The sequence below is a fragment of the Castellaniella sp. genome (assembly GCF_041675725.1).
Lineage (GTDB): Bacteria > Pseudomonadota > Gammaproteobacteria > Burkholderiales > Burkholderiaceae_B > Castellaniella.
In genome coordinates this window covers 1-9,265 of record NZ_JBAYTI010000086.1, presented here as the reverse complement: position 1 = coordinate 9,265, position 9,265 = coordinate 1, and the positions used below count along the sequence as shown (strand labels likewise).

The window sequence follows — 9,265 nt, the reverse complement described above, 5'->3', positions numbered from 1 at the left end:
GGGGTGGCGGGGAAGTGGGTGAGGGGGGGGTGGTCGGAAAGGGTGGGGATGGGAAGCGACTCCGGAGAGGGGGGGCGCGATCGGAATCGGCGGGGTTGTCGGGTTGATGCCCGGACTTTGGCCTGGGCGTCGGCGGGCCGCAGCACTACTTCATGTGGGCCAGCAAGTCGTCGGTGATGTGCTTGAGATTGTTCAGGCCGCCGGTCATCACGTACCAGCCGTTCGGGTCGGCGTAATACACGCGGCCTGCCTCGAAGGCCCGGGTCCGGCTCAGTTCGGGGTGGGCCGCGAGTGTGCGCGCCGCTGTTTTCTCGCCATTGTTGATGGCGCCGCGATCGAGGATGATCAGCCAGTCGGGATCGGATTGCGCCACGCGGGTGATGATCCGCGCGCGCTCGGCCTGGGCGGCCCGGTATTCCGGGGATCCGGGCGCCGGCCGGGGCGCGGCCGGCGCATTGCTGGCTTCTTTGGCTGGCAGCACGGATTCCAGCCCGGTCAGTTCATAGGCGTAGCCGAAACGGTCCCCTGGGGCATGTGCGATCACGTTGTCGTTGATTACGAACAGAAAGGCGGCGGTCTTCCCCTGGTTGGCCTGCTGCAGCGCCGCCACGTTTTTCTCCACCGCCTCGATGGCCCGTTCGGCCAAATCCTCCTTGCCAAAAGCACGCGCCAGAGCGAGGTTATCGCGGCGGAAGTCTTCCATGAACGGACGGCCGGTGGCGTTGTAGGCGACCGTCGGGGCCAGCGCCTGCAGCTTGGGGATGGCCGGCAGCGACCGCCTGCCGGCAAAGATCAATTCCGGCTCGAGGCGCTCCAGGGCGTCGTAGTCGGGCTCGAACAGGGTGCCGATGACCGGTGCGCTGCCATATTTGGCGAGCTCGCCCTGATAGACTGACTTGGGCACGCCGGCCACCGGGATGCCCAGCGCCTCGAGGCTGTCGAGGATAGCCAGGTCATAGGTGGCCAGTTGGCCCGGGGTGGCATCCAGCTGGAGCAGCCCCTTGCTGTGTTCCAGTTCGAATGCCTGGGCGGCCATGGCTGGCATGGAAAGCGCCAGGCTGAGGACGATGAGCCCGCGAATCGTTTTCATAATGAGTTGATAAATGTTAATGAGAACGAGTCGCATTATAGATAAATATCATCTTATGCGGGTATTCCAGGGATAGGTGAAAACCCTTATTTTTGAAGCCGATTACGTGCGGTAATGCGGCTTTTAGGCTGTCGCCGGAACGACTGCCCGCTGTCGCGGGCTCTTCGTAACAGGCCTGCCGCCGCGGGGTCAACGCTGGCTGGTCAGGTGGTATCGGCGGATCTTGTTGTAGAGCGTCTTGCGTGAAATGCCCAGGAAGTTGGCCGTTTCCTGCCGGTGGAATCCGTGGCGCCACAGGGCATTGAGCACCACATCGCGCTCGGTGCGGACCGGGCGCGGCTGCCACGGGCTGTCGCCGACCAGCAAGCGGGTCATGGCGCCTTCGTCCACTTGATCACCGGCGTGGTCGGCCAGCAGGCGGACCGCCATGCTGCGCAGCTCGAGCAGGTTGCCGGGCCAGTCGTGGCGTTGCAGCAGCCCGAGCGCACCCGGGGCCAGCACGGGCGTCGTGGCGTGGTCGCCACGCAACAGCCTGAAAAAATGATGAAGGATGTCTTCGAGGTCTTCGGTGCGTTCGCGCAGCGGCGGCAGGCGGATTTCGTGGCCTTCGAGCATGCGGGCCAGCGGCGGCGCAATGGCCTGGCGGCGTTTCAGGGTGTCGAGATCATCTTCCGAGACGAATATCAGCCGTTTGTCCCATGCCTGTGGATGCCGCGCCCCGACGGGTGTAAAGCGCCGTTTGCGCAGGCTGTTGGCCAGACGCTCTTGGACGCGCAGGGGAACGTGCCCGAGGCCGCGCAAGACGATGGCGCGCACATCCTGGCGGTGTGCGAGGCCGGGCAGGGCCGTGTTGCCGGTGCTTGGCCCGCGGCCGAACAGATGGATCAGGATCTGGCTGGCAGGGCTGTCGGCGTGGGCGTCGATGATTGCCAAGGTGCCGGGATCCTCTCCCGCCAGGGTGTGCAGCGCCATGATGGCGGTGGACCGCCCCGTGTTGGGCTCGCCGGACACCAGCATGCTGGTGCCGGGGTGCCCTGGGCGGTGCAATTTTGCGTAGACCTGGAGCATGGCCTGTGATCGGCCGGTGAAGCCGTGCTGCTCGCCAAAGGCCACCAGCATCTTCTGCTGGCGGCTCAAGCGCCGGGCCATGACGGCTGCCGACTTGAAACGCTGTGTTTGGCTGGTGACGGATTGGGCCAGTGGCAGGCGGTCGATGGTCGAACCGCCCACGTAGCCGTGCAGGTTCGAGACCCTGCAGACGGCGGCGAGCTGTTCCGGGTCCTGGATCGGCCCGCCTTCCAGGAAGAAAAAAGCGTCGGGATTCTCGCGCCGGATTGTGCGCCCCATGTCGCGCGAATGGGCGGCCGCTTCCTCCATGCTGATGTCGCTGATGGGGCCCTTGTTGCCACCGGCATTCCAGCCGAAGTTGTAGCAGATCAGGTCGACCCCTTGTGCAGCCGCCGCTTGGGCCTGTTCGCGTGTGCGGACGTAGGCCAGGGTCGCCAGGCCTTCGCGGTGGGCCTGGTCGAACAGTTCGAGCTCGCGCGCGAAACCGATGCCGCTGGCTTGCAGGACATCGCGCACTGCCGCCGGATAATGCACCGCTGACGGGAAATTGGCGATGCCGGCAAACCCGGATTCGGCAATCCGAGCGCAAAAATCGCTGATCTTCAGCGTGGGATCCATGACCGATGCGCCGAAAAACACGGGTAGCGTGCATTGGCTGAGCAGCTCGGTGGGTGCGAACGACATCACGAAGGCATTGGCATCGCGGATCGGCAGCAGGCAGGCCACCGATGAGGTGCCCATGAGCCGAAACCGCCCGGCATTCAGCGCGATGAGAAAGTCTGCCCCGCCGTCTTCAGCCGCTTCGCCCAGCAGGCCGGCGCCGATCGCCGCGCCGACCAGGAATTCGTTCTGGCGGCGCGCCTGGGAAAACCGCTCGCGCAGCGTAGCCCGCGCCGACGGTGTCGCTGCCTTGGATTCGGGGGTGCCGGAATGATGCATGGAGCCGCCCTGCAAGCCGATGCGCCCCGGGTCTGGACCCCGTCGAGGGCGCGCTATGGAAAGTGCACAGGATTCGTGCGCCTTAATGACCCAATTTTACCCATAATGAGAAATCGCCGATCTTGTTTGCCGCAGGGGCGCCGCCTACACTTTTCAATAGGAAGCGAAGGGGGAGTGCGGTGGACACGCGCTACATGATCATCATGCTCAATGGCCTGACCCAGGGCGCGCTGTTTTTCATCCTGGGCAGTGGCCTGACGCTGGCATTTGGCGTCATGCGCATCGTGAACATGAGCCATGGCGCTTTCTACCTGCTGGGCGGCTACCTGGGGTTCAGCGTCCTCCAGCATACCGGCAGCTGGACGCTGGCCGTACTGGCCGGCGGCGGGTTTGTAGCGCTTCTGGGGCTGCTGCTCGAACGGGGGCTGCTCGAGCGCATCCAGGCGGGGGGCGACCTGTCCCAGACGCTGCTGACGATTGCGTTTTCCATGATCATTGCCGACCTGTGCCTGGCCACCTGGGGCGGGCATCCGTTGTCGATTCGGGCGCCGGCGGCGTTGAGCAGCCCGGTCCGGCTGTTTGGCTTTCTTTATCCGGGCTTTCGCTTCGTGTTGATGCTGACGGCCGTGGTGATTGCTTTCGGCCTGTGGTTTCTGTTGTTTCGCACGCGTCTGGGCATGGCGGTGCGGGCCAGCGTGGATGACCGTGAAACCGTGTCGGCGCTGGGCATACGGATCGACACGATCTATTCGCTGATGTTCATGCTGTCGGCCTTTCTGGGGGGCGTGGCGGGTGTTCTGGGCGGGTCGTACCTGCAGTTGAGCCCGGGCGAGGACATCACCATCCTGACCTACTCGCTGGTGGTGGTCATCGTGGGCGGGCTGGGCAGTCTGTTGGGCACGCTGATCAGCGCCCTCGTCCTTGGCCAGATCCTGTCCTTCAGCCTGGCTTTCGTGCCCGAGATGTCCATGTTTCTCGTGTTCGCGCCCATGGCGCTGATGCTCGCGATTCGCCCGCAAGGCCTGTTCGGGAGACGGTTTTGATTCAGTCGACGCGATCCGCATGGCGACCCGAGAGGGCCGAACACCGCTTCGGCTGGTCTCTGGGCGCCCTCGTGTTCATCCTGATGGTGACGCTGCCGTGGTATGCCGATGCCTACACCATCACCACGTACACCCGATCGATCTATTTCGGGTTTCTGGCGCTCAGCGTCGCGTTGCTGCTGGGGCAAGGGGGCATGATCAGTCTGACGCAGACGATATTTTTCGGAATGACGGGTTACGTGATCGGCCTGCTCGGTGCCGAGCGCGGCATCGCCTTCCCGTGGCCCGAGTTGGCGGGCCTGTTGCTGGTGGTCGTGGTCGCCTTTCTGTTTGCCTTGGTCCTCATGCGCACCTACGGGCTGGTGTTTCTCATGCTCTCGCTCGCCCTGGGGCAGATCGGCTGGTCATTCGCGCGCCAGAATACCAGCCTGCTGCACGGCTGGGCCGGCATGCGCGGCATCAAGCCGCCCGAACTCTTCGGCCTGGATCTATCGGTCAGTAGCCATTTTTATTGGCTCTCGCTGGCCGTCTTCTGCGGGGCGCTGTGGGTGCTGTGGCGCATCGTGGAATCCCGGTTCGGCCTGGTCATCCGCGGCATTCGCGAAAACCCGCGGCGCATGAGCGCGCTGGGCTATCACGTGTTCTGGCAGCGCGTCGCCATTTTCGTCGTCGCCGCCTTGTTCGCCGCCGTGGGCGGCATTCTCGCGGCGTGGTCTTCGGGCATCGTGACGCCCAGCACCTTGCACCTGAACCGCATGATCTGGGTGCTGCTGGTGGTCATTCTCGGGGGCGCCCGGTATTTCTGGGGACCGGTGCTGGGCACGGTGATTGCCGTGTGGCTGGATGTCGTCATCAGCCAGTTGACGCCCCGGTACAACACCGTGATCGGCATCATTTTCGTTCTCGTTATCTTGATGGCGCCCAACGGGCTATTGGGCTTGTGGGATTCTCTGCAGGCACGCCGTCGGCGCAATCGTCCGCCAGGGTCAGCCCTGTGATCGTTGTTGCAAGCTCTGTCCGCATGGCCGCACATGCAGTCATGCAAGAGACCTATCAGAGGAGAGTGTCATGAAGTATCAAAAAGTGGGAGCCGCCCTTGCCTCATTCGCACTGGCCGGCCTGCTGTCCGCCCCGGGGCTGGCGCTTGCGGCCGACGACGGCGACACCGTCACCATCGGCCTGTTGAGCGCGTTTACCGGGCCCTTTGCGTCGTTCGGGCAGCTGCAGAAAGAGGGCGCGGTCCTGGCCCTGGAGGAATATGGCAACCAGGTGGCCGGCAAGAAGATCGAGGTGATCTATGCCGACGACCAGCTGGACAACGAACTGGCCGTGGCCAAGGCCAAGCAACTGGTCGAACAGGACAAGGTCGACATCATCACCGGGCTGGTATCGGGCGACGAGGGTCTGTCGGTGGGTGATTACATGAAGGGCAAGAACATTCCCATCGTGCCCATGTACGCCGCGTCCGAGGACATGACCATGCGCGAGGGGGATCCCTACATCATCCGGCCGACCTGGACCGGCGCCCAGCCCATGGACGTTTTCGGCTACTGGCTGGCGCAGGACAAGGGCTACAAGAAAATCTACATGATCGGTGAGGATTATTCCTATCCCTACAACCAGGCGGGCGGCTTCAAGCGGGGCTTTCTGAGAGGCGGCGGGGAAGAGGTCACCACCGTCTGGCATCCCGTGCCGACGTCCGATTATTCATCGCTGATCGCGTCGATTCCTCTGGACCAGGGCTACGATGCCGTGCTGTACAACGGCGCGGGGTCGGATGCCGTGGCCTTCGTCAAGCAGTTCGTCGAGTTCGGCATGCAGGACCAGATCCCCCTGCTGGGGCAGTCCAATACGTTCGAGAAGCCGGACCTGGATTCCATGCCGGCGGAAATCGTGGGGTCCTATTCTGCGCACCTGACGACCGATGATCTGGACACGCCGAACTGGAACACGTTCCACGATGCCTTCGAAAAACGCTGGGGTCATGGCCCCACGGCGGCCTCCGAGTTTGCCTACGGCAGCATGAAGATGATTCTGCGCGCGATCGAGGCGCTCGATGGCGACGTCAGCGACAAGGCGGCGCTGGCCAAGGCCATGCTGGCCGTAGACCTGAGCGACGAGCCTCGCGGCCCGGTCTCGCTGGATGATCACAATGCCGCAGTCCAGAACGTGTACATCCGCGAGGTGGCGCAAAACGACCAGGGCGAACTCTACAACAAGGGCTTGTTCACGGCCAAGGGGGTGAGCCAGTTCGGCCCCTACGATCCCGCCTTGTACATGAGCCAGCCGGCGGATAGCCGCAGCGAACCGGCCGGCAAGCGCGCCGACATGCCGGCGGCCATGCTCACGGTCGAGCAGGACTACGAACTGGTGCCGTTTGGCCAGTGACACGACGCCGCAACGTCCCGCATCATGCACGCAGATTCGCCCCCGCCCGCCATCCAGACCCGCCAGCTGAGCAAATCGTTCGGCGGGGTCCGGGCCACCCGTGCCGTCGACTTGACGGTGTACCAGGGTGAGCGGCGGGCACTGATCGGCCCCAATGGCGCCGGGAAATCCACCTTGTTCGGCCTGATCACCGGCGAGATTTCCGCGGACCAGGGCTGGATCGCTCTGTTCGGCCAGCCGGTGACGCGCCTGAGTGTGCGCCGGCGCGCCCGCCTGGGCCTGGGGCGTACCTACCAGATCTCGCAATTGTTGTCGGGTCTGTCGGTGCGTGAAAACCTGTTCCTGGCCGCGCATCCCAGCCGCAGCCTGGGGTTGAATCTCCTGCACGGCTGGGCGCATGACGGGGCCACTCTGGCCTGGTGCGAAGAAGTGGCCGCGCGCGTGGGCCTGGCCCCGTACCTGGCCACCCCGGTGGCCGAGCTCTCGCACGGCCTGCAGCGCCAGCTCGAAGTGGGCATGACCCTGGCCATGAAGCCCCGGCTGATCATGCTCGATGAGCCGGCGGCTGGCCTGTCACCGGCCGAGCGGCAGGATTTGTGCGCCATCATCCGCGAACTGCCGGCGGACATCACGCTGGTGCTCGTCGAGCATGACATGGACATCGTCATGCAGCTGTCCGAGCGCATTACGGTCCTCCACCAGGGAGCCATCGTGGCCGAGGGCAGTGCGGCCGAAGTCCAGGCCGACGCCATGGTGCAACAGATTTATCTCGGAGAGCAGCATGCCTGATCGAGCCCGCCAGGCGCCGGTGCTGGACGTACGCGATCTGCACGCGTCCTATGGCGACAGCCACGTGCTGCAAGGCTGTTCGCTGACCGTCGGGCCAGAGTGCGTGGTCGTGCTGGGGCGCAACGGCATGGGCAAGACCACGCTGATGCGGGCCATCATGGGCCTGACCCCGCCCAGCGCCGGGCACGTGCTTCTCCAGGGGGTCGAGCTGGCTGGACGCAAGCCCGACGAAGTGGCCAATGCGGGGCTGGGCTATGTCCCGCAAGGCCGGCGCCTGTTTCCTTCGCTGACGGTGCGTGAGCACCTGGTGCTGACGCATCGCAAGACGGGGCGGGCCAACGAATGGACCCCGCAGCGGGTCTTCGATCTGTTTCCCGAACTCTGGCAGCGGCGCAACATCAGCGGTACGTTGATGAGCGGCGGCGAACAGCAGATGCTGGCGATCGGGCGGGCGCTGGTCGGCAACCCCAGGTTGTTGCTGCTCGATGAGCCTTCCGAGGGCCTGTCGCCCGTGGCCAATGAGCGCGTCGTGAACACCTGCCGCACTTTGCTGCAGGAAGGCCTGTCGATCCTGCTGGTCGAGCAGAACATCCACGTGGCTGCGGCATTGGCCAACCATATTTACGTCATGGTGTCGGGCCGGACCGTCCATGACTCGGATGCGGCCCGCTTCATGGCCGACGATGATTTACGCCTGAAATATCTGGGCATTTGAAACCGCTGGTCGGTGCTTGCCGCCGATCGACATTCCAACTGACAAGGACTCTACACAATGGCCATCAAGCGCGAAGACATTCTCCATCAATTGCATGAACTTGCCAAAGCGGGCATTCCGATCGTCGGCGGTGGCGCGGGCACGGGCATTTCGGCCAAATGCGAAGAAGCGGGCGGGATCGACTTGCTGGTCCTGTACAACAGTGGGCGCTACCGGATGGCGGGGCGGGTGTCCATTACGGGCCTGTTTGCCTACGGGGATGCCAATCAGATCGTCCTGGACATGGCGGGCGAGGTCCTGCCGGTGGTGAAGCATACCCCCGTGCTGGCAGGCGTCAACGCCACGGACCCTTTTCGCAGCATGCCCGTGTTCCTGCGGCAGATCAAGGCGCTGGGGTTTTCCGGGGTGCAGAATTTCCCGACCGTCGGCCTGTTCGATGGGGTGATGCGCGCCAACATGGAAGCCACTGGGCTGGGGTACGATAAAGAAGTCGAGATGATCCGGCTGGCCCGCGAAATGGACTTGCTCACCACACCCTACGTGTTCAACGAGGCCGAAGCCACTGCCATGGCACAGGCTGGGGCCGACGTCATCGTGGCTCACGTGGGCCTCACCACGGGTGGCGCCATTGGTGCCGCCGAGGCGATGACCATGGATGACGCCATCGACATCACCTTGCGCATCGCCGATGCGGCGCGCAAGGTGCGTCCCGAGCTGCTGGTCATCTGTCATGGCGGGCCGTTCGATGAACCGGAAAACGTCGCCCAGGCCATGTTGCGCATGCCGGGCATCAATGGCTTCTACGGCGCGTCCAGCATGGAACGCCTGCCGGTCGAGCGGGCCATCACCGATCAGGTGGCCCGGTTCAAGCAAATGCAATTGGCAAAATGAGTGCATCATGGCACGGATACTGGTGGCCGCCACGGCCGACACGAAAGGCGAAGAACTGGTGTACCTGGTTCAAGTTCTGCGCGCTGCAGGGGCCGACGTGCTGGCCGTCGATGTCGGCACCGGTGGCCAGTGTCCGGTCGCAGTCGATGTCTCGGCCCCAGAGGTCGCTGGCTGGCATCCTGCGGGCGCCCGGGCCGTTTTCGATGCGCCGGATCGCGGCCAGGCCGTGGCGGCCATGGGCCAGGCGTTTGCCGCCTACTTGAAGGCGCAGGATGCCGGCACGCTGGCGGGCGTTCGCGGTGCGGGCGGCGGCGGGGGGACATCGATCATCACGGCGGGCAT

Annotated in this window: 9 protein-coding genes; 7 read left to right on the top strand and 2 right to left on the bottom strand. The window is 64.4% G+C overall.

The window, feature by feature from the left end; translation table 11 throughout:
- Positions 1-145 precede the first annotated feature (145 nt).
- Both WCZ84_RS12885 and WCZ84_RS12880 read right to left on the bottom strand, forming a co-directional pair.
- A complete protein-coding gene (locus tag WCZ84_RS12885) occupies positions 146-1,090 on the bottom strand; it encodes an ABC transporter substrate-binding protein (protein WP_372686683.1) in 945 nt (314 codons plus the stop codon).
- Positions 1,091-1,279: 189 nt separating this feature from the next.
- Positions 1,280-3,097 carry a phosphoenolpyruvate hydrolase family protein gene (locus WCZ84_RS12880; protein ID WP_372686682.1) on the bottom strand — a complete coding sequence of 606 codons (1,818 nt, stop codon included), beginning with the start codon at positions 3,095-3,097 and terminating at the stop codon, positions 1,280-1,282.
- Positions 3,098-3,276: 179 nt separating this feature from the next.
- On the opposite strand from WCZ84_RS12880, the gene WCZ84_RS12875 reads away from it, so the two are divergent.
- The 7 genes from WCZ84_RS12875 to WCZ84_RS12845 all read left to right on the top strand — a co-directional run.
- On the top strand, positions 3,277-4,140 hold the full coding sequence (locus WCZ84_RS12875) for a branched-chain amino acid ABC transporter permease (RefSeq protein WP_372686681.1): 864 nt from the start codon (positions 3,277-3,279) through the stop codon (positions 4,138-4,140).
- Complete coding sequence (locus WCZ84_RS12870) at positions 4,137-5,138, top strand: branched-chain amino acid ABC transporter permease (RefSeq protein ID WP_372686680.1); 1,002 nt, start codon at positions 4,137-4,139, stop codon at positions 5,136-5,138. The genes WCZ84_RS12875 and WCZ84_RS12870 overlap by 4 nt, the downstream gene beginning before the upstream one ends.
- Before the next feature lie 70 nt (positions 5,139-5,208).
- Positions 5,209-6,528 carry an ABC transporter substrate-binding protein gene (locus tag WCZ84_RS12865; RefSeq protein ID WP_372686679.1) on the top strand — a complete coding sequence of 440 codons (1,320 nt, stop codon included), beginning with the start codon at positions 5,209-5,211 and terminating at the stop codon, positions 6,526-6,528.
- A 24-nt stretch (positions 6,529-6,552) separates the two neighbouring features.
- On the top strand, positions 6,553-7,317 hold the full coding sequence (locus WCZ84_RS12860; RefSeq protein WP_372686678.1) for an ABC transporter ATP-binding protein: 765 nt from the start codon (positions 6,553-6,555) through the stop codon (positions 7,315-7,317).
- A complete protein-coding gene (locus WCZ84_RS12855) occupies positions 7,310-8,032 on the top strand; it encodes an ABC transporter ATP-binding protein (RefSeq protein ID WP_372686677.1) in 723 nt (240 codons plus the stop codon). The genes WCZ84_RS12860 and WCZ84_RS12855 overlap by 8 nt, the downstream gene beginning before the upstream one ends.
- Before the next feature lie 57 nt (positions 8,033-8,089).
- Complete coding sequence (locus WCZ84_RS12850; RefSeq protein ID WP_372686676.1) at positions 8,090-8,923, top strand: phosphoenolpyruvate hydrolase family protein; 834 nt, start codon at positions 8,090-8,092, stop codon at positions 8,921-8,923.
- Between the two features lie 7 nt (positions 8,924-8,930).
- The coding region (locus tag WCZ84_RS12845; protein ID WP_372686675.1) for a Tm-1-like ATP-binding domain-containing protein at positions 8,931-9,265 on the top strand (335 nt) is incomplete at its 3' end.